This window comes from Ralstonia sp. SA306 (assembly GCF_054792405.1).
The window spans coordinates 1,188,117-1,208,140 of the sequence record NZ_CP096452.1 but is presented as its reverse complement, the minus strand read 5'-3'; the positions used below and the strand labels follow the sequence as shown (position 1 = coordinate 1,208,140).

Genomic DNA, 20,024 nt, shown 5'->3' with positions numbered 1-20,024 from the left:
TGACTACTGCGATGGCGCGTTGCGCAGGTCGGCCACAAACCGCTCGCGCCAGATGGTGAGGTTGGCGGCCCGCAGCCGATCCATCATGTGGGCGTAGCGCGCCTTGCGCTCTTCCAGCGGCATCGTCAATGCGCGGTTCAGTGCCTCGGCCATGCCGCGCGTGTCGTACGGGTTGACGATCAGCGCGGCATCCAGCTCGCGCGCTGCGCCGGCAAAGCGCGACAGCACGAGCACGCCGGGGTCTTCCGGGTCTTGCGCGGCCACGTATTCCTTGGCGACGAGGTTCATGCCATCGCGCAGCGGTGTGACATAGCCGATTTGGGAGCTGCGGAAGAGCGCCATCAGCACGCGCCGTTCGTATTGCTTGTTGATGTAGCGGATGGGCGTCCAGTCCAGCTCCGAATGCTTGCCGTTGATACGGCCCGACTCCGCCTCCAGCCGCTGCCGGATCTGCTGATAGCTCTGCACATCCTGACGCGACGTTGGCGCAATCTGGATGAAGGTCACGTGCCGGCGATGGTCCGGAAAATCGTCCAGCAATTGTTCGAATGCGCGGAACCGTTCAGGCAACCCTTTTGAATAGTCGAGCCTATCCACGCTCATGATGAGTCTCGGCGGCTGCTGGCCTTGACCTTGCCCCTGACCAACGGCGCGCTCGCCGCGCGGGCTCGCATGCCGCGTGAATGGATTGCGCCGCGCCAGCGACGCCTTGGCTTGCTGCGCAATCTCGTCCGGATGCACGCCGATCGGGTAGACCTCGGCACGCAGCGTGTGGCCGTAGGCGTGCACCGGGCCGTTCTGTTCCTTCTGTTCGATGTAGCCCCGCGCCTCGCGCTCGATGTAGTCGTAGAAGGCGACGCGATCGGTCTCGGTCTGGAAACCGACCAGATCGTACGCGCAGAGCGCCCGCATCAGGTCTTCATGCGGCGGAATCGTCGTCAGGATTTCCGGCGACGGAAACGGAATGTGCAGGAAGAACCCGATGCGGTTGGTGAGCCCCAGCGCGCGGCACTCCGCAGCAAACGGAATCAGGTGATAGTCGTGCACCCAGAGGATGTCATCGGGCTGCACCAGCGCCTTGAGCTGATGCGCAAACTGCGCATTCACCCGGCGGTAGCCGTGGTATTCCTGGCGCTCGTAGCGCGAGAGATCCACGCGGTAGTGGAAGATCGGCCACAGCGTCGCATTGGCGAAGCCGCGGTAGTACTGGTCATAGTCTTTGCGGTTCAGGCCGACGGTGGCATAGGTGATGTTGCCCTTGGTGACGATGTTCGGCTCGTGCGCGATCGTGTCCGAGCTGGTGGTCGCAGTTTCGCCGCTCCAGCCAAACCAGATGCCGCCGGTTTCGCGCAGCGCATCGAACACCCCCACGGCCAGGCCGCCCGCTGTTCCCTGGCCTTCGGCAACGGGCGCAACGCGGTTGGAGACAACAATAAGCCGGCTCATGCGGCACCTCGCTTGGCCGGGGCCGTGAGCGTTGCCAGCCATGCGCGCAATGCCGCGGCGTCTTGCACGCGCCAGCGCGCCTGACTCGGGCCTGCGCCCACCTTGATCGACCAGCCCTCCAGCGCATTGACGGCATCGAAGGCGCTTTCATCGGTCAGGTCATCGCCGGCAAACAGCACGGTGCGGCCCATGAAGGGCGGCTCGGTCATCAGCGTGTGCACCACGTCGCCCTTGCTGGCGCCGCGCGGCTTGAGTTCGACAACCATCTTGCCGGCCTGCAGGCGCACGTGGTCGGCATAGCGGCGCGCGAGGCGGTCAGCCACCGTCAGCACGGCGTTCTCAGCCTCTGGCGCATGGCGGTAGTGCAGGGCGAAAGCGATGCCCTTGCTCTCCAGCACCACGCCGGAAAACTGCGTCGACAACTGTGTGAGTTCGGCGCGTAACTCGCGCTCCAGCCGGGCGAGCGCGTCGGCGTCGGTGTTCAGGCGGACGAAGCCGCCGTCTGCATAGCGGCGTTCGGCGCCGTGCACACCGGCGATGACGAGCCCTGGCAGAGACAGGCGCGACTCCACGTCGTGCACCGTGCGCCCACTGATGATCGCCAATGCGCCCCCGCTTGCGGCGTGCAGCGCAGCCAGCGTTTCACGCAGCGGCGCAGAGACATGCACAGCATCGGGCTGCGGCGCGATGTCGACGAGCGTGCCGTCAAAGTCGAGCAGGAAGGCGGTTCGCCCCAAGTCGAGCGAGGGCAGGGGCGCCGCGTTGGCAGAAGACTGAGGAGAGACGTTTTTGGACAAACCGGTTCTTGGAAATGTGCGTGATGCGCCTTTTCACGCAAGAACCGGGCCGACCGGAGGGCGGCGGCACCACACGTTGTCATTTCGCCATTCTTCGCGCGCGTGGCGGGGGCGGTGTGTGTAAAAACGGAAGCGGGATGCAAATCCTTCACGGGCCTTCCGCCGTAGCGGCCTCAACTGTGGAACCACCCGTTGACCGTGAAGCGGCCATCCTCCATGCGCCCCGATGGCACGCTCACGGGCCGCAGTTCGTGCATGAGGAAGCTGGGGAACACGATCAGCCGATTCTGCACGGGCGCGATGTCGACGAAATCTGCGGTTTCGCGCCAGCGCCGGCCATCGGTGCGCGATGCATAGAGCCGCAGGTCGCCGCCTTCAAACGTCTTCGGCTCGCGGTGGAAGTAGTAGATGAACGTGACGCGGCGCGTGCGCAACTGCGCATGAGTGTTGTCGTTGTGAACCTTGAAGAATTCGCCATGGCCAGTCACGGTGAGCTGCACTTCCAGGCGCTGAACCGGAAACGGCGCGATGCGCAAGCGCTCGAAGATGTTGTCGGCACAGGCGAGCAGGCGCTCCTCGAACAACGCCACGATGGTCGGCTCGTCGTAGCGCACGCGCGATCTGCGGATGTCGAGTTCGACGCCGCCGCCGGCCGTGTTGAGCACGGCTGAAGGTCGGTATGCGGCCGGGTCCGCCAGCGCCGCTTCGCGCACGAGTTCGAGTTCGTTGGGCGGCAGGAATTCGTCGCATGACGCCCACCAAGGCGGGTGGACGAGCTCCACCGGTAAGAGGTCGGGCCAGGATGCCGTCGGCAAGTGCTGTGGTTCGAATTTCAATTGAGCGACCCACGAAAGTTGAGGTTGACGTAGTGCAGCAGCAGCGAGGTCGAGATGTGTCCTTCGGGCAAGGCCTCACGAAAATGGACCACGCGCGGGCCGGCATAGACGAGCGCATCGCCCAGGCTTTGATAGACCAGCACTTCGGCATCGGGCAGGCCCAGACGGATGGGCCACGAGGCTTCGAGCGTCGGTTCGGGCGTGTAGTCCACGGCGATCGTCAGGCTGTATTCACACTGCGGCCGGTCGACATGCCGGTGCAGGACCGCGCCCTGCGTATAGGCCGCAAGGTAGGCGTACGACGGTTTGACCGGAACGCCCACCACGTGCGAGATCAATGGCGTGAGGCGCGCCTGCAGCGTTCGCAGCATCGGATCATTGTGGGCTCGGTATCGGCGCGGCACCTGCGGGTCGCCAAACCGGATGGCGCCCGTGCGTACGCCATGACGGAGGTAGCGCCGCACGACTGCCACCTCGTAAGGGTGCAGGGCGTCGGTCACCACGCCATAGCTTTCCCGGGCGAACGACGCCCGCGCGGCTTCGAGCGCCGGCACCTGCGCGGTATCGATTTGGGCGGCCGATACCAGCACGCCAGCGTCAACGAGCACGTTATGCATGAACGGGTCCATTGACGGGGCGACGTCTCCGGGCCGCATCCGGCGCAGGCTGCTCCAGACATTCGGGCTGACGGCGAAGGTGCGCCCGATGCGACGGTCAGGGTCTTCAACATGCAGCAGCCAGCCTTGCTCCGATTGCCCAAAGCGCAGCCGCGGATTGATACGCAGCGGCTGATCCGACATCGCGCGGGCGCGGATGCGCTGCACCGCTGCACGCGGTGCGAGAACGTCCGGCTGATAGTCGAGCATGGGGGCAATCACGCAGGCCTCCGTTTTACTTGACCGAAAGCTCGGCCAGCACGACAGCGACCAGCAGCGGCTTGGCGTTGGGTCCGACAGGGGCGACGATCTCCGCAGGCCGCAAAGCGGGCACGACCACGGCGCGCCCCGTAGAGAGCGGTACCACGATCTGTCCACGGCGAGGGTCGACACCCGCCAAGCGCAGCGGTCCGCGCAGCATGCGCAGCGATGCATTGGCCGTGCCCGTGCCGCCGAGCGTTGCCACCAGCACCACGTCGTTGGCGTGCGCAGGCTGGTTGGCCAGATCGACGCGCGTGCTGGTACCGGGCTGCAGCGCGAGCACGGACACACGAATCCGGCCCACTTGCCGGGCACGCGGCGCAAGCCGGCGGGCGGCGCCCGGCAAGGCCTGCTCCACGGGGCCGACGAGCAGCTTGTCGATCTGCGGAGCGTCGCGCAGCACCTGGATGCGCACCGGCGCAGGAGCCAGGGTTTCGCTGGCTTCGATCGACCGCGTGTAGACGACCTGGGTTTCAAAGCGCGCGCCCGCCGCAGCCACTGCACCGGCCACCTGCTGCAACACCGCCATGCTGGCGAACTGGTCGACGATGGATTCGAGCGCGCCAGGATCCAGCACGCCGTTCCACCGGCCCTCCGGGTCGGATGGCCCAGGTTCTGGCGAACCGGGGTCTGACGGGCCTGGATCGACGGGGCCCGGGTCTCCAGGGCTCCCAGGGTCCACAGGTCCGGGGCCACCCGGATCTACCGGCCCAGGATTGATGGGGCCAGTCGGTTCGCCCGGCCCAACAGGGCCTGGGCCGCCGGGGTCCCCAGGGTCGCCGGGGCCGACAGGACCGACCGGGCCGGGCTCGCCAGGATCGACGGGTTCCGGATTTCCCGGCTCGCCAGGTTGGGGGTCGCCCGGCCAGCCTGGGTCGATCGGTTGCGGATCGCCCGGATCAATCGGTTCCGGAGGCGGCGGAACACCCGGATCGCCGAGCGGGATCGGTGGAAAGATGGGTTGGGGACCGTGCGGGAAGAACGGGTCGTCCGGCGGCAGCGAAGGCGGCACGGGAATTGGGAACCACGGCGGTACGCCGGGAACCGGTACGGGTTGTGGATCGACGGGAATGGGGATGGGAACGGGCACCGGGCCCGGCCCCGGGTTCGGCGGGACAGGCGGAATGGATGGCGGAAAAAGCGGCGGCGGGTTCAACGGCGGCCACACCCATGGCCCGCCGCTCGGGTCATTCGCGACGGGGCCGATGGGCGATGGGGCAATTGGGCCAAAGATGCCTGGCTCAGACACCACGGGCGCCACCGGATGCGCCACCACCGGCCCTACCGCCGGATTGACCTGTACCGGCACGCGGCTGCCGGCGCCCAGAAGATGCGAGGCAATGGCCGCACCGAGGACATCGCTGGCGCGCTTGCCGAGCGTGTTGGACAGCGCGGTATGAATCGCGTTGCCTACGTTCGGATCGGTGGTCTGCGTCTTGAGCTGTGCGACGAGACTGGCGAGCAATTCGCGCTCGCGCTCGGAGAGCACGCTCGGATGGGTCGACAGGTCTGCGCCAAGAGCACGCAGCAGATCGGATGATCCGGGATTGGAAGGCTGGTCGGGCATGGCGCGATCCTCCGGCGATGGCCGTGGTCGTGCCCATGCACCATCCCACCCCACCGCAAGGCGTGCCGCTTCCTCTTGCGTGCTACTGCGGCCCGATGGCCGGTTGAGCGGCTTGCGCAATGGCATCTAAGGTCACGGCGCGCACTTCAGCAAGCGCAGGAAAGCCCTTTCATGCGTCTATTTTTTTAACTCTCATTGAAAGCGCGAAACATGAAGCGAACGCTGAGTTCTTCATGCGATGCGCTATCCAGTCGGCCCCGCGCTACAGCGATGCAGCCAGCCGCGTGCCTTGGTCGATCGCACGTTTGGCATCGAGCTCACGCGCTTCATCTGCGCCGCCGATGATGTGCACCTTGGCGCCGCCCGCCTGCAGCGGCTCGACCAATTCACGCAGCGGCTCCTGCCCCGCGCACAGCACGATGGAATCGACCGGCAGCCATTCGGCGGCTTCGCGTTTTTCACCGTAGCTCACGAGCAGCCCTTCGTCGCCGATGCGCTCGTAGTTGACGCCACCCACCATGCGCACGCCCAGGTTCTTCAGGCTTGTGCGATGAATCCAACCGGTGGTCTTGCCCAGCCCGCCGCCGAGTTTGCCGGCACGCCGCTGCAGCAGGACGATCTCGCGCGCGGGTGTTTGGGGTTCAGGGCGTATGCCATCCACACCGCCACGCACTTCGGTCGGATCACCGACGCCCCATTCGGCGCGCCACGTTTGCAGATCCAGCGTGGGAGAGTGGCCGTCAAGCGCGAGGAATTCCGCCACGTCGAAGCCGATGCCACCGGCACCGACAATCGCCACGCGCTTGCCCACCGGCTTGCGATGGCGCAGCACATCGATGTACGACAGAACGCTCGGATGGTCCTGCCCCGGAATCTTCGGATTGCGCGGCGACACGCCTGTCGCGATGATGATCTCGTCGTACTTGCCTGCCAGTAGTTGCTGCGCATCCACGCGCGCACCCAGGCGGGGCGTCACGCCGGTGGCCTCAACCCGGCGCTTGAAGTAACGCAGCATCTCGTGAAACTCTTCCTTGCCGGGGATCGTCTTGGCCATGTTCAACTGACCGCCGAGTTCCGGCGCCGCGTCAAACAGGTCTACGGCGTGCCCGCGCTCGGCCAGCGTGATGGCTGCCGACAAGCCCGCAGGCCCCGCGCCCACCACCGCAAATCGGCGCTTGGCGGGCGTCGGGCGGATGATGAGTTCGGTCTCATGGCAAGCGCGCGGGTTGACGAGGCAGCTCGCAATCTTGGCCTTGAACGCGTGGTCCAGGCATGCCTGATTGCAGGCGATGCAGGTGTTGATGTCCTGCGCGCGGTTCGTTGCGGCCTTGCGTACGAAGTCGGCATCGGCCAGCAGGGGGCGCGCCATCGACACCATGTCGGCGCAGCCATCGGCCAGCACGGTTTCGGCCACCTCCGGCGTGTTGATGCGGTTGGACGTCACCAGCGGGATGCCGACTTCGCCCTTCATCTTCTTCGTCACCCATGCAAACGCGGCGCGCGGCACGCTCGTCGCAATGGTGGGGATGCGTGCCTCGTGCCAGCCGATGCCCGTGTTGATGATGGTGGCGCCCGCGCGCTCCACGGCCTTGGCCAGTTGCACGACTTCTTCCCACGAGCTGCCGTCCGGGATCAGGTCGATCATCGACAAGCGATAGATGATGATGAAATCCTTGCCGACAGCCTCGCGCGTGCGCTGGACGATTTCCACGGGCAGGCGCATGCGGTTCGCATAGCTGCCGCCCCAGTCGTCCGTGCGCTTGTTGGTGTGCGTGACGAGAAACTGGTTGATGAAGTAACCCTCGGAACCCATGATCTCGACGCCGTCGTAGCCGGCTTCGCGGGCCAGTTGGGCGCAGCGCACGAAGGCGCGGATCTGCCGTTCGATACCGCGCGCCGACAGCTCGCGTGGCGTGAACGGGCTGATGGGCGAGCGCAACGCGGTGGGAGCCACCGCAAACGGGTGATAGCCGTAGCGGCCGGTATGCAGGATCTGCAGGGCGATCTTGCCGCCTTCGTCGTGCACGGCGTTGGTGACCGTGCGGTGGCGGCGTGCGGCGCCATGCGTGGCCAGGCGCCCGGCAAAGGGCTTTGTCCACCCGGCAATGTTGGGTGCGAATCCGCCCGTGACCATCAGGCCGACATCGCCGCGTGCGCGCTCGGCAAAGTAGGCGGCCAGCCGGTCGAAGTGGTTGCCATCTTCCAGGCCGGTGTGCATCGAGCCCATCAGCACGCGGTTCTTGAGCGTGGTGAAGCCGAGGTCGAGGGGCTGGAGCAGGTGGGGGTAAGGCGAGGCGGGCGTGGAGGAGGGCATGTCCGGCGCAGGGCACAGGCGCTGCGATGATGTGGAAACGCGCCGGACGGTAGCACCCAAGCGCCCGTTGGAACAACAGGGCGGGGCTCTAGATGTGTGGAAGGCGCGTCAGGATTTTCCCGACTTCTTCGCGTCGTCTTCAGCGGGCTTGCCGAGCAGCGCTTTCAGCAGTTTGTTCTGGGGAATCGCCTTGCCGGTGCCCTGGTCGGGCTTGCCGGTGCGCTGGCTGCCGCGCTTGATGTTGTTGGCAATCTTGAGGCCCTTGAGTTTTTCGAGGTCTGTTTTCTTCACGATGGGGTCCGCAATGGGATACATGGGCTGCGTGTTACGCTCGGCAGGATACGCGAATTGCCAAACCCCCGGTCCGCCCGCGCCCGTTTTTCTGCATTTCCGCTACCGCATTGACCTCGTTCACGCCGCCCGCCACGCCCGTTCCGGATCTGTTTCAGCCCAGCCTGCAAGACTGGGCTGAGCGGCCCGCGCAAGCCTTCGAACACTGGCTGGCCGCACGCGGCTATCGCGAATCGTCGGCGACGGTGTACCGCGCGATGTGGCGCAAATGGCTGCGCTGGGCGGAGTCGCACCAGCGCGCATTGGCCGATTGGAGCGCCGGCGACATTGCCGCCTTTCTCGACGAGTCGGGCCTGACCAAGCTGCATCGCTACCGCTACGCGCGCCTGATCGAGCGCGTCTTCCATCAGATCGAGCAACAACGGACCGGCACGCACAACCCTGCAAGCTCTGCGGTGCAGCAGAAGTTGGCCGAAGGTGAGAACGATCCGACCACGTTCCTTTCATCGGCTGAACGTGCGGCAATCGAGGCGTCGCTGGAGGTGGGCGCGCAGGCCAGCGAAGCCGCCGCCAACGCCAGCGCGTTCAAACTGGCGCGCGACCGCGCACTCGTAGCCGTGTGCCATGGCGCGGGGCTGAAGGTCGCGCAGGTGCAATCGCTGCTGCTCCGCCAAGTAGACGAGGCGCTGGAGGCGATCACCGTCGAGCGGCCGCGCGGTCCGTCGTACAAGGCGCCCATGCTCGAAGCTGCGCGCCCCGCGCTGGCCGCCTGGCTGGCGGTGCGCGCACACGCAGAGGTGCCGGGCGAGCGCGTGTTCGTTGCCGATTCCGGCGGGCGCGTCATGCACGCGGCGTCGGTATACCGGCGCGTGGAGGCATGGCTGGCCGCGCTGCCGGCGTTGTTGCGCCGCAGCGAGCGGCTGTCACCGCAGACGCTGCGTAACGGCTACACCGCCGCGCTGTTCGACGCAGGCGCAGACCCTGCTGAGGTGGGGTACGCACTGGGCTTGCGCGATGCGACTTCGGCGTGGCGTCTGCGCGCGGCCTATGCTGAGTGGCAGGCGGCTGCCCATCCAGACGGCCGGCCGTAGTGCCGTTTTGGGCAACCAGAGCTTCAAACTGCCCGCGAGCCGTTGGCGGGCTTTGCTATGATCGCGCTGTTTTGCGCGCTGCGGAGCAGGTCGACGCAGCGTAGAACGACGATGCCGGGTTCAAACCGGCACGCTAGCTCTCTCCTTCCTCGATACCTCGCACCCCATGACAGAAACCATTCTGCTGACCGGCGCTACCGGCTACATCGCCTCGCACACCTGGGTTGAACTGCTGGATGCGGGCTACCAGGTGATCGGCCTCGACAACCTCTGCAACAGCAGTTCGACTGTGCTGTCCCGCATCGAGCAGATCACTGCCAAGACGCCCAAGTTCGTGCAGGGCGACGTGCGTGACCGCCGCCTGCTCGACGACCTGTTTGCCAGTTCGCGTATCTCAGCTGTCATCCACTTTGCGGCGCTCAAGTCGGTGGGCGAATCGGTGCAGAAGCCGCTGGCTTACTACGACAACAATATGGGCGGGCTGGTCACGCTGTGCGCAGCCATGGCGCATGCGAACGTGCGGCAGCTCGTGTTCAGTTCGTCGGCAACGGTGTATGGCAATCCGCATACCGTGCCGATTACCGAATCGTTTCCGCTGTCCGCCACCAACCCGTATGGGCAGACCAAGGTGATGGGCGAGCAGGTGCTGCGGGATCTGGAGATTTCCAATACCGCCTGGAAAATCGCCTATCTGCGCTATTTCAACCCGGTGGGGGCGCACCACAGCGGCCTGATCGGTGAAGACCCGCGCGGCATCCCCAACAACTTGATGCCGTATGTGGCACAGGTGGCGGTCGGCAAGCGCGAGAAGCTCTCGATTTACGGCGGCGACTGGCCCACGCCCGACGGTACCGGCGTGCGCGATTACATCCACGTGGTGGATCTGGCGCGCGGTCACTTGTCGGCGCTCGACACGCTGCGCCGCGATGGCCGCGGCTTTACCGTCAACCTCGGCACGGGCCGTGGGTATTCGGTTCTGGAAGTCGTTGAGGCTTACAAGCGCGCCAGCGGCAAGCCTGTGCCGTATGAGATTGTGGATCGTCGCCCCGGCGATATTGCAGCGTGCTATGCCGATCCGGCACTCGCGGCTTCGCTCTTGGGGTGGCGCGCGCAATACGGCATCGAGCGCATGTGTGAAGACTCGTGGCGTTGGCAGAGCATGAATCCGGACGGCTTTCAGACCCGTGGCTGATTCATTGAACGGCTCGAACCAACAGGAGACGTCACCTCGTGGATGAGGCGTTCATCGCTCACCTGATCAGTACGCTGGCGCGTGCATTGTCGCCGGCGCTGCTGCCCTTTGTCGTGGCCTGCGGCGCGGGCAGCTTGCTGTTGCGGTTGCTCGATGACTTGCGCAGTGCGATGGCCCCGCGCACGCGCGTGCCACTGGTCATGACAGCGTTGTTCTCGGCGGTTGGGCTATGGGCGGTGCCGCTGCTACCGCTGCTTGCGCATTGGCCGCTGCACAAAGACACCGCGGTGCTTGTAATGACGCTGGCTTCGTTCTGCTGGAGTCTGGCCGTTGCGGCGCTGTGGTGCGTGCTGGGCGGCCGCGCAGGCGTGGTGCGTGCCATGTTGCTCGGCGTGTTGCTGAGCGTGAGTGGCCCGGTGGCGGTGCTACTGTTGGCGGGCGTGACGAGCTTCAGCACCACCGCCTGGGAAGACGCTGGGCTGCTCGGCATCGTCATGGTGCTGTCGGCAGTGGCGTGTGCGGCGGCGCTGCAGGTTGCGCTCTCTGCACGATCGGGCGCGACGGGGGTGGCGGTACGCCGCCCCGGCGTGAGTCTGTTTGTGAGCGTGCTGTTTGGCGCCGCCTTGACGGTGGATGCGATGTACACGGCGTCGCTCGCAGGCTCGTTTTCGACGCTTTCCGCCATGCCGGGCGATGCGCCGGCAGGGTTGCGGTTGCTGCTTGTGATGGGCGCAGTTGCAACGGTGCTCGCTGCTTTGCTGCTGGGCTATCGGGACCGCGCTACGGGTGACACTGCCGCCGCCATCGCAGCGCGCGAAATTCGTCTGCGCAAGGAAACCGTGCAGGCGCTCAACGACCTGGAGCAGAGTTACCGCCGCCGCGAAGCAGAACTCGTTGCACGCCACCAACTGTTGCTCGACGGCGCAGATTTCGGCCTTTGGGAGTTCGATCTGGTCACGCGCGCCGCGCAGTTTTCCACGCGCTTTGCCGCCATGCTCGGCTACACGCTCAAGGAGATCGGCCCAAGCACGAGCGAATATCTCCGCCTGGTGTATCCGGATGATTTGCCCATGGTGCTTAACCGCATCCAGGCGCACGTTGACGGCAACACGCCCGCATACGTGGCGGAATTCCGCATGCGGCACAAGGATGGCAGCTATCGCCAGATTGCCGCGCACGGCGTGGCAGTGCGTGACGCCGGTGGCCATGCCGTGCGCATGGCTGGGTCGCATATCGAGGTAGCAGCAAAGGTGGCCTCGGCAGAAGTTGCCGTGGCGTCTTCTTCAGCCTCCGTCGACGCACCCGAAACGCTGCGTCGCCATGGCTTGTGGGAGTCGTGGACGCCTGTCGATCATCCCGCCGCAGAAGCTGTCGCACCGCAAAAAGAATCGACATCAACGCCCGTGCCCGCCACGACGTCCACGGGCGGCACGCTTCCGAGCATCAATCCTGACGCCTTGCGCTGAGGCGTTTGCTTTCTTTCCCTTTCTCGCTGGCGAACGGGCACTTGAGTGCATGTCCTACTCAAGTTTTTCGTGTTTGTGTTCGATAGCTCAAGCAGAGCGCGTGTAATCGCGCCAGGGGAGCGCCGCGAACGGCATTCGTGCCATGCGCGGGCAAAAGAAACGCTTGGAGGGAAGGAAGATGAATCGACTCACGCTTCGTCAGAAGCTGTGGCTGCCGCTCGTCCTGAGTTGGCTTTGTCTGTTGTTGATCACATTGTGGAGCGCCTGGGAAACCCGCACCCTGCGTCTGGAAGAACGCGAGCGCGACTTGCAGAACATCAGTGAATCCGTATTCAGCATCATCAAGGACTACGGGCAGATGGCGCAAGACGGCAAGCTCACCGCCGACGACGCACGCGCCCAGGCCCTCGCGCGCATCAAGGTGATCCGCTACGGTAAGGACGGCTACTTCAGCATCAACCAGACCAACTCGGTGATGGTGATGCACCCGATCAAAGCCGAAATGAACGGCAAGGACATGTCGGGTTTTACCGATCCGGCGGGGAATCATCTGTTCCAGGAAATCTCTCGCGCGGGCAAGAGCGGCGGCGGTTTTGTCGACTATCTATGGCCGAAGCCCGGCGCGGAGGCGCCGCAGCCGAAGAAGAGCTACGTGCTGTATTACCAGCCGTGGGATTGGTGCCTCGTCACGGGCACCTACATGGACGACATCGCGACCGCATTCCACGCCTCGCTCCTCAAGGCACTGGGGCTGCTGTTTGGCGTCGGCTTGCTGATGACGGTGGTGGTCGTGGCCGTTACGCGCAGCCTACAGCGCCAGTTGGGGGGCGAGCCGGCCTATGCCGCACACATTGCCGGCCGCATTGCCGCGGGTGATCTGGCTGTGCAAGTTGAAACCCGCCCGGGCGATCGTGACAGCATGCTTTTCGCCATGTCGCAGATGCAGCAGCAACTGACCGGCACGATTGGCGACATCAAGAACTCGGCGGATTCCATTGCCAGCGCCACCAAGCAGATCGCCGCCGGCAATGCCGACCTGTCGCAGCGCACGGAGCAGCAGGCGTCGTCGCTGGAGGAAACCGCGTCGAGCATGGAAGAGCTGACGAGCATCGTGAAGCAGAATGCCGACAACGCGCGGCAGGCGAGCACGCTGGCCGTCAACGCGTCGGATATTGCGGTCAAGGGCGGCGAGGTGGTCGGGCGTGTGGTCGAGACCATGTCCGGCATCAACGAAAGCAGCAAGAAGATTGCCGACATCATCGGCGTGATCGAAGGCATCGCCTTCCAGACCAACATCCTGGCGCTGAACGCTGCTGTGGAGGCCGCACGCGCCGGCGAGCAAGGCCGTGGCTTTGCCGTGGTGGCGGGCGAGGTGCGCAGCCTGGCGCAACGCTCAGCAAGCGCTGCCAAGGAGATCAAGGAACTGATCGGCGATTCGGTGGGCCGCGTGCGGAACGGCTCGGCGCTGGTGGAAGAGGCCGGTGTGGTGATCCAGGATGTGGTAACTGCCGTGAAGCGCGTGACCGACATCATGGGCGAGATTTCTGCGGCGTCTGACGAGCAGAGTTCCGGCATCGAGCAGGTCAATCAGGCCGTGAATCAGATGGACGAAGTGACGCAGCAGAACGCCGCGCTCGTGGAGCAGGCGGCGGCCGCCGCGCTGTCGCTGGAAGAGCAGGCGCAATTGCTGCGCACGGCAGTGGGGCGCTTCCAGGTATAACGGCGCCTGACCTCTGTCGAGCAGAAATGCAAAAGGCCGGCATATTCGCCGGCCTTTCTCTTTTGTGGTTTCCGGCGCGCCTCTTCGTGCGGGCTCGGAATGCTGCGCTGAAAGCGCTGCTCAGGCGACCAGAAAATCCTCCATCTTCCGGCCCGACGACAGCTCCTTTACCAGCCAGCCCGGGCGCTTGCCACGGCCGGTCCAGGTGTTGCCGTTGTTGTCGCGGTAACGCACCGGCACCTTGCGGCCAGCCTTCTTCGAGGCCACGGCCCCCTTGGCGCCAAAACCGAGGTCTTCGGCGGTCAGGCCGTATTCCACGATCTTGTGCTTGATTTCAGCGATCACCGTCGCTTGCTCATTTGCCCGGAGTTCATCGGCTTGGCGCTGCAGTTCAGAGATCTTCTGAACGATTTCCTTGTAAGTCGGCATTATGGATTCCTCAACTTTGCAATTGAAACATGGGCACGCTCCCCGTAGCCCAGCGCATTATAACGACTTTGCACGTGAGAATTGAATTTCGTTAAGACCTCATGTCAACGGCGTGGATTTTCTGCTGCACTGCGCTTGCAGAAACCTGCATGGGGCCGGCATTTGCGCGATATGTCGAATTCGTAAACATATGAACCATTGCAAAAACCATTGGGCAGTATTGCAATCGATGCAGTGCACTATCTACGCAATCCCGACACAATTCCTTTCTTATGTGACTGCTTCATTGCTTCGGCAATCGCATCTCTTCTTCGTCCAATATTTCCGAATATGAAGATGAAAGGTTGCTGAAAGGCTGTATCGCCTGCATCAGAACGGCGCATTTTCAGTGCCGCCTATTCGAGGTCGTCTGTTCAGGCGTACTCGATTCCAAGTAACCCCTGAAAATCCTTGGCAGGCATCGGGCGGGCCAGCAGATAGCCCTGCACCTGATCGCATTGCAGATTCACCAGAGCCAGCATTTGCGCTTCGGTTTCCACGCCTTCCGCCACCACGGTCATGTCCAGCGAGTGGGCCATCGCGCAAATGGCGCGAATGATGGCAGCTGCCTCGGGCGGATTGTCGTCGAGCGCAGAGACGAACGCGCGATCGATCTTGATTTGCTGGGCCCGAAAGCGTTGGAGATAACTGAGGCTGGAATAACCGGTGCCGAAATCGTCGATGGCTACCTCAAAGCCCAGCGACTGGATTTGACGGATGACCGCGATGCTCTGGCCGGCATCGCGCATGGCCGCCGTCTCGGTAATCTCGAACATCAACCGATGCGCGGCCACCTGATAGCGATGCAGGATCTGCGACAGACGCTGCACGAGATCGGGCTGCTGGAATTGCCGTGGCGAGAGGTTGACGGCAATGCGTTGCGGCGACATGCCGATGGCATCCCAATGCATGATCTGGCGGCAGACTTCTTCGACCACCCAATCGCCCAGTTCGACGATCGTGCCGGTGCGTTCGGCCAGCGGGATGAACTCCGCAGGCGACACCGGGCCCAGCTCCGGATGATTCCAGCGCAGCAGCGCTTCAGCGCCGGTCATGGCCTGCGTGCGTGCATCGTACTTCGGCTGGTAGTACACCGAGAGTTGCCCGTTGAGCGCTGCATGCGAGAGCGCACGTTGAATCTGCAACACGCGGTGCGCGGTGGTGTTCAGGCGTGGCTCGAAGAAGCGGTAGGCGTTGCCGGTGGACTGCTTGCAATCGAACATGGCGGTGTCGGCATGTTCAAGAAGCGTGTCCGCCGTCGCGCCGTTGTGCGGATGGACGACCACGCCAATGCTGGCGGTCGCGCGCAGTCGCCGACCATCCACTTCCACCGATTCCCGCAGGCGGAACAGCAGCTTGTCGCCGATGGTGGCGGCAGCTTCGGGCAGTGCCAGACCTTCAACGAGAATGCCGAATTCGTCGCCGCCCAGGCGTGCCACGGTGTCTTCGCCGCGAATGGCTTGGCGAAGGCGCTCCGCAATGATCTGCAGCACGCGGTCGCCCGCGTTGCGGCCGTATTGGTCGTTGATCTGACCGAAGTTGTCGAGATCCAGATAGAAGAGGGCGAACGGACGCCCGCGCCGCGTGGACGACAAAATTGCCGCCTCTAGTGCTTCGCGCAGATGCAGGCGGTTCGGCAGACCTGTCAGCGTGTCGTGGAGTTGGGGCCGAGGCGTGTGGTTTGCCACGCGCGCCAGTGATGCTTCCAGGTGCGCCTGCGCCGAGTCGACACGTGTTTCAAGCATCATCAGCACCGCATGCAAACCCAGTGCAATCAGCACGCCGCCGGCACTGAGCATGATGACGGGCACGATGTGCATCGTTGATTCGTCCGCAGGCCATGCGGTAGCGCCCGGCCACAACACAAGTGACAGCACAGCCGTTGTGGCCAGCACCGCCGCAGCACGTGCACGCAAACCCACGGCTGCGCGGCGCTGCCCAGGCGGCATATGAAACGCCATACACATTGCCAGGCACACGCCTGCGCCAAGCACCAGCGTGCCGCCGCCCCAGCCAAGCAGGGCGCGGCGCAGCGGCAAGGCCTCGTCATGCGCCCAGGGGCGTGTCAAGTACAACTCCATCGTCAACAGCCCGATGCCAAGCGCCATGGCTCCCATGACAATGCTGCGTCGTCGCGGAGCCTGTGCGCCATTGGAGGACGACGTGTCTGGCAACACGATGGAGAAAGCCGCCAGCGATGCTGCCAGCGCCGTCATGAGCGTCGCCGCAATCGGCGCGGATATGGGTGTGCCGACCTGCCGATGCAGGCCAAGCTGGCCGAGCCAAAGCCCCGACCACAACCCAATGCCAAGAATGGCCGCGCAGGCGATGCGCCAGTTGCGGCGTTTTGCGATCGTCGAGCCCCCCGGCAGACGTGTCGCAGCGTCCAGTGCGGCAAACGTGGTCAGCCCAGTGCAGACCCACGCAAACAGCAGCAGCGCAATATGGAAATCGTTATGCATGCGAGCGCATCCGGCGCGGCCCCCCGATCTACGACCAGCGCCTAGTCTGTGTTTTGCGGCGAGGATAGCGCAAAAACCTGTCGTTTCAGGCCGCGAAAAAGCGCGTTTGTTGCGCGCTATTCACAGAATGCGTCGGGATCATTCGCGGATACCGCCTCGCATCAAGCAAGCATGACGGCGCCACGCCTGTCTTAGAGGATCGGCAGAAACTGCCGAAACGTGAGCCGGGTATACGCGGATGGCTCGACGCCCGTGGTTGGGCGTCGGAGTCAGGCTAAGTGGAGAGGAAAATGGGGCGCGAACTCAGGCATTGAGGCGGCCGCGCCGGCGTGAAGCCGGAGTGGCGGCGCCTGCACGCTCCAGATCGACGCTGGGCAACAAATGCAACAGGCGCACCAGTTCAGACTGCCGATGCGTGCCGGTCTTGCGCAGGATGTCGCGGATATGCACGCGGACCGTGTGCAGCGAGAGGAATTCGCGCTCGGCAATTTCCTGCAAGGTTTCGCCTGCGGCCAGCCGCGCAGCGACGATGCACTCCTTGTTGGTCAGCCCAAAGAGTGAGGCGAGCACGCCGGCGTCCATGACCGAGCGGGCCTCGGAGTTGCCGACGAGTACCAGCGCCAGCGGCGAAGCCCAGGTCGAACGCATTGCATCGGAGGGCGCGAGGGGCGTAGCAATGAAGGGTACCGGGCGGCCATCGCGCGCCAGGTACATCCACGAACCGGCCGCGCCTTGTACGCCGAGAGAGCCGGCGGCATGTTCGATAAGGTTGCGCAGTGCAGCGTCGTGTGTGTGATCTGCCGAGTGCAGCAGGCCGCCATCTAGCGACAGACGGTCGTCGCCCGTCGTCATCGTGCGCGCCCAGGCATTGGCGTATTTCACGCGCATGGTGCGCTCGATGACCATCACACCGAAGTCCAGCGTATCCAGCCCGGCCATGCCGAGCGCGGCGAGTTCGTTCAGCTCCAGATTGCGCTGCTGCATGCGCGCAGCCCGCTGCAGGTGCGGCAGCACGCGCTGCAGGCGGGTCTCGCGGTCGATGGCGCTGACTTCCGACAGGTCGTCGTCGCGCGTGCGCAGGCGCATCGTGACGCGCATGTCGGGCGTATCGATCAGGGTCATCGATGCCGACGGCGCCTCTTCAGGCTGCCCAGGGCCGAGCAGTTGCGGATCTTGGCAGAAGGCGTTGCAGTGGCCCGGCTGCGGGCAGTGCTGGCACCAGCCCGACGAAACGCCGTGACGCGGCGTGTCGGTGTGCTTGTCCCAGACGAAATAGTGTGCGCTTTCGGCGCCGGCGTAGACAGAGAGCAGGGCCAGGGCGATCGGCATCTGCGCAGGCTCAAGTACCGCCTCGTAGATGGTATCGACGAGTCGATGGAACTCTGCGTCATCCGATAGACGTTGCAGCATGATGGCCCCCGGTGCGTATTGCGACAGCTCTGAATGCAATCCCTTGCTGTCGGCGTGTTGCGGCGTGATGCCGCCGTCGCTGTAATGATTATTGTTGTTCTGCGCGACTTCTGTGGTAATCGGCAACTCTTTGGAAAAACTTAACATTCCGCTTTCGATGCTCCCAAATTCCGGCGGCGATGTATCCCCCCCTTCAGAGGGGAGTATGGGTGACTTTCAGCGCTGAAAATATAAAAAATATAAAAAAATTAGTTCACATGTTCACGATATTGGCGCGTCAGTTGAACTGGTAGGTATAGGCCGCGTTGAACCGCAGGCTGCGCGAGCTTGAGTTGATCGGTTTGTCGCCGACGGGGCGCGCGACGGCGAGGTCCAGCGTGTAGTACTTCCGATCGGAGAAGCGCACGCCCAGCGCGATCGATCCAAGCTGATCATGCACGAGCGTGCCTGCGTTTGAATAGACCTTTGCGGTGTCGTACAGCACGTAGGGCTGCACGGTTTTCAGGTAATCCATCGATACCTGGAAGGCGCGGTTGAGTTCAACCGACGCGCCCCAGCCCCGATCACCCGCCACCTCACCAGCCGGATAGGCGAGGCCGAAGAAGCGCCCGCCAAAGCTGATCTGCTCCGATGACGGCAGCACCGCGCCGCTGTACTGCGCGGCTCCCGATACCACCACGCCAAAGCCCATAGGCAGGTCATGGGCTTCGCTGGCGGTGATGCGCGTGCGCAGGAAGCTCAGGTCGACGTTGTTGTTGGCGTTGACGGAGGCGGCCTTGCCCGCGCCGAGACTATTGATACCCTGGTACAAGCCCAATGATGCGCGTCGGGTCTCACCGGGCTTGACCTCAGTGTAGAGAACCTCGGCACCGGCCACGCGGACTCTGGTATCCAGCTCAGTTTGCGCCAGCGTAGTGTCTTGCGGGTTATAGCGCTGCTTGTCGTCGTTGCCGTAGACGGTGCCCGTCACCGTCAGATTGCGCGAGTTCGACAGCAGCACCGGATAGCTCAATGACAACCCAAGCCGCTGCGTGTCGGTCAGGTAGCGCGATTGATAGCCCAGTTGCTCCAGCGGCAGATTTTCTGGCATGCCGCGATAGTGCGACCACGTGAGCTTGGCAAGCAGCCCGTCGGTGCCGATCGGCTGCGCCCAAGTGGCGGAGTAGAACGTCTCGTGATCCGACCCGCGTGGTTGCAGCGTCGAGACGGTGATCTGCTCGCCCAGCGGCGTCACGCTGTTGAGCGTGCCTGTGATGATCGCCCGCACACCCGGCGAACGGTATTCGATGCCCGTGCCGATGGTGTACGGCTGGCGCTTGACGTTCAACACGAGTTCGCTCGCGCCATCCGTGGTGGTGGGCGGCTGCACGGTCGCGGTGATCTGCACGCCCGGTTGCTGCGCGAGCACACCGGTCACGCGCTCGAATGTTTCGCGGCGCAGGGGTTTTTCGTTCATCAGGCGCTTCGAGATTTCGCGCAGGCGGCCTTCCAGTGGCCCGGGTGTGCCCTCGATGCGCATGCGTGCCACATAGCCTTCGACCACGGTGACGCGCACGACGCCGCCTTCAAAGGTTTGTGCCGGCACAAAAGCAAACGAGAGCGGGAAACCGCGGTCGGCATACAGCTTGGTGACATCGTTCGCGGCCTGCAGCAGTTGCGCGACGGTGACGTCGTGCCCGGCCAACGGTGCGAAATGCGCGGCGACCTCGGGGAACGGCAGCGTCTTGACGCCTTCGATCTGGAACTTGGTCGGTGTGAGATGCGAGGCGAGCAGATTCTCCAGCGCCGGATTCGGCCGCTGCACTTCCACCTGGATCTTCTGCTGGGGCGGGCGGGAGGTATCGACCTTGGGAAGCGTGTCGATCGGGTTGCCTTGGGTGGGGCTGCTCTGGGCCCAGCTGAGCGCCGGGCCGGTCAGTGCTATGCCTGTGGCCAGGGCCAACCGCATGGTGGTGGTCCGCACGCCTGTCTCCTCCGTGATTTTCGTTTGTAGTGTCGCGAAGCCGTGCAGCCGCGCGTTGCATCAAACGATAACCGCGAGACATGG

15 protein-coding genes are annotated in these 20,024 nt (G+C 64.2%); 4 read left to right on the top strand and 11 right to left on the bottom strand.

The window, feature by feature from the left end; translation table 11 throughout:
• Positions 1-3: 3 nt before the first annotated feature.
• The 7 genes from otsA to M1D44_RS21955 all read right to left on the bottom strand — a co-directional run bounded on the left by otsA (position 4) and on the right by M1D44_RS21955 (position 8,192).
• Entirely contained in the window at positions 4-1,446 is a 1,443-nt protein-coding gene (gene otsA, locus M1D44_RS21985) for an alpha,alpha-trehalose-phosphate synthase (UDP-forming) (protein WP_024978667.1), read from the bottom strand.
• Complete coding sequence (gene otsB / locus M1D44_RS21980) at positions 1,443-2,243, bottom strand: trehalose-phosphatase (protein WP_024978668.1); 801 nt, start codon at positions 2,241-2,243, stop codon at positions 1,443-1,445. The genes otsA and otsB overlap by 4 nt, the downstream gene beginning before the upstream one ends.
• A 173-nt stretch (positions 2,244-2,416) precedes the next feature.
• On the bottom strand, positions 2,417-3,079 hold the full coding sequence (locus M1D44_RS21975; RefSeq protein WP_024978669.1) for a 2OG-Fe(II) oxygenase: 663 nt from the start codon (positions 3,077-3,079) through the stop codon (positions 2,417-2,419).
• The gene (locus M1D44_RS21970; protein ID WP_162634435.1) at positions 3,076-3,957 is read right to left on the bottom strand and encodes a hypothetical protein; all 882 of its coding nucleotides are present in this window, start codon (positions 3,955-3,957) and stop codon (positions 3,076-3,078) included. Before M1D44_RS21970 ends, M1D44_RS21975 begins: the two co-directional genes overlap by 4 nt.
• A gap of 13 nt (positions 3,958-3,970) precedes the next feature.
• The gene (locus M1D44_RS21965; protein WP_316852438.1) at positions 3,971-5,563 is read right to left on the bottom strand and encodes a hypothetical protein; all 1,593 of its coding nucleotides are present in this window, start codon (positions 5,561-5,563) and stop codon (positions 3,971-3,973) included.
• Positions 5,564-5,825: 262 nt separating this feature from the next.
• Complete coding sequence (locus tag M1D44_RS21960) at positions 5,826-7,877, bottom strand: NADPH-dependent 2,4-dienoyl-CoA reductase (RefSeq protein ID WP_316683125.1); 2,052 nt, start codon at positions 7,875-7,877, stop codon at positions 5,826-5,828.
• Between the two features lie 108 nt (positions 7,878-7,985).
• Positions 7,986-8,192: a hypothetical protein gene (locus M1D44_RS21955; protein ID WP_080693713.1), complete on the bottom strand. Its 207-nt coding sequence runs from the start codon at positions 8,190-8,192 to the stop codon at positions 7,986-7,988.
• 86 nt (positions 8,193-8,278) lie between these two features.
• Between M1D44_RS21955 and M1D44_RS21950 the strand changes: the two genes are divergently transcribed.
• From M1D44_RS21950 to M1D44_RS21935, 4 genes are all read left to right on the top strand, one after another.
• A complete protein-coding gene (locus tag M1D44_RS21950) occupies positions 8,279-9,259 on the top strand; it encodes a tyrosine-type recombinase/integrase (protein ID WP_316852437.1) in 981 nt (326 codons plus the stop codon).
• A gap of 166 nt (positions 9,260-9,425) precedes the next feature.
• Positions 9,426-10,451, top strand: a complete 1,026-nt coding sequence (galE, locus tag M1D44_RS21945; RefSeq protein WP_024978675.1) for a UDP-glucose 4-epimerase GalE — start codon at positions 9,426-9,428, stop codon at positions 10,449-10,451.
• 38 nt (positions 10,452-10,489) lie between these two features.
• The gene (locus M1D44_RS21940) at positions 10,490-11,917 is read left to right on the top strand and encodes a PAS domain-containing protein (protein ID WP_316852436.1); all 1,428 of its coding nucleotides are present in this window, start codon (positions 10,490-10,492) and stop codon (positions 11,915-11,917) included.
• A 178-nt stretch (positions 11,918-12,095) separates the two neighbouring features.
• Positions 12,096-13,637, top strand: a complete 1,542-nt coding sequence (locus M1D44_RS21935) for a methyl-accepting chemotaxis protein (RefSeq protein WP_024978677.1) — start codon at positions 12,096-12,098, stop codon at positions 13,635-13,637.
• 120 nt (positions 13,638-13,757) lie between these two features.
• Here M1D44_RS21935 and M1D44_RS21930 read toward each other — a convergent pair whose 3' ends face one another.
• From M1D44_RS21930 to M1D44_RS21915, 4 genes are all read right to left on the bottom strand, one after another.
• Positions 13,758-14,066: an H-NS histone family protein gene (locus tag M1D44_RS21930; protein ID WP_004627393.1), complete on the bottom strand. Its 309-nt coding sequence runs from the start codon at positions 14,064-14,066 to the stop codon at positions 13,758-13,760.
• A gap of 413 nt (positions 14,067-14,479) precedes the next feature.
• Positions 14,480-16,567: a putative bifunctional diguanylate cyclase/phosphodiesterase gene (locus tag M1D44_RS21925; RefSeq protein WP_316852435.1), complete on the bottom strand. Its 2,088-nt coding sequence runs from the start codon at positions 16,565-16,567 to the stop codon at positions 14,480-14,482.
• Positions 16,568-16,870: 303 nt separating this feature from the next.
• Positions 16,871-18,124, bottom strand: coding sequence for a helix-turn-helix transcriptional regulator (locus M1D44_RS21920; protein WP_024978679.1), 1,254 nt, complete (start codon positions 18,122-18,124; stop codon positions 16,871-16,873).
• 130 nt (positions 18,125-18,254) lie between these two features.
• Complete coding sequence (locus tag M1D44_RS21915; RefSeq protein WP_316852434.1) at positions 18,255-19,940, bottom strand: ShlB/FhaC/HecB family hemolysin secretion/activation protein; 1,686 nt, start codon at positions 19,938-19,940, stop codon at positions 18,255-18,257.
• Positions 19,941-20,024: the final 84 nt, after the last annotated feature.

Coding starts and splice junctions, on each gene's coding strand:
- M1D44_RS21930 (WP_004627393.1), bottom strand. CDS start 14,066: ATGCCGACTTACAAGGAAATCGTTCAGAAGATCTCTGAACTGCAGCGC.
- M1D44_RS21960 (WP_316683125.1), bottom strand. CDS start 7,877: ATGCCCTCCTCCACGCCCGCCTCGCCTTACCCCCACCTGCTCCAGCCC.
- M1D44_RS21935 (WP_024978677.1), top strand. CDS start 12,096: ATGAATCGACTCACGCTTCGTCAGAAGCTGTGGCTGCCGCTCGTCCTG.
- galE (WP_024978675.1), top strand. CDS start 9,426: ATGACAGAAACCATTCTGCTGACCGGCGCTACCGGCTACATCGCCTCG.
- M1D44_RS21955 (WP_080693713.1), bottom strand. CDS start 8,192: ATGTATCCCATTGCGGACCCCATCGTGAAGAAAACAGACCTCGAAAAA.
- M1D44_RS21925 (WP_316852435.1), bottom strand. CDS start 16,567: ATGCATAACGATTTCCATATTGCGCTGCTGCTGTTTGCGTGGGTCTGC.
- M1D44_RS21965 (WP_316852438.1), bottom strand. CDS start 5,563: ATGCCCGACCAGCCTTCCAATCCCGGATCATCCGATCTGCTGCGTGCT.
- otsA (WP_024978667.1), bottom strand. CDS start 1,446: ATGAGCCGGCTTATTGTTGTCTCCAACCGCGTTGCGCCCGTTGCCGAA.
- M1D44_RS21920 (WP_024978679.1), bottom strand. CDS start 18,124: ATGTTAAGTTTTTCCAAAGAGTTGCCGATTACCACAGAAGTCGCGCAG.